At 55.1% G+C, this 399-nt stretch carries 1 rRNA gene; it reads left to right on the top strand.

What is annotated here, in order from left to right:
• Positions 1-399: ribosomal RNA gene (locus Afil_RS10765) — 23S ribosomal RNA — on the top strand; the annotation flags it as partial.

Raw genomic sequence — 399 nt, 5'->3', positions numbered from 1 at the left:
GCAGCCTGGTATTGGGTTTTGGATGATCATGTACAGGATAGGCGGGAGGCGAAGAAAAGAGTACGCCAGTATTCTTGGAGCCGACGTTGGGATACCGCCCCTGATGATTTGAAGCCCTAACATAGAGAGAAACTCATAGACAGTGCCAGGCGGGCAGTTTGACTGGGGCGGTCGCCTCCCAAAGAGTAACGGAGGCGCCCAAAGGTGCGTTCAGTCTGGATGGAAACCAGATATAGAGTGTAAATGCATAAGCGCGCCTGACTGCGAGGCCAACAAGCCGAGCAGGGACGAAAGTCGGGATTAGTGATCCGGCGGTGCCGAATGGAAGGGCCGTCGCTCAACGGATAAAAGCTACCCTGGGGATAACAGGCTGATCCCGCCCAAGAGTTCACATCGACG

It is taken from the genome of Allobaculum fili (assembly GCF_020969955.1).
GTDB classification, from domain to species: Bacteria; Bacillota_I; Bacilli_A; order Erysipelotrichales; family Erysipelotrichaceae; genus Allobaculum; species Allobaculum fili.
Note: the sequence above shows the minus strand (reverse complement) of the source record. Positions and strands in the feature narration are given on the sequence as shown.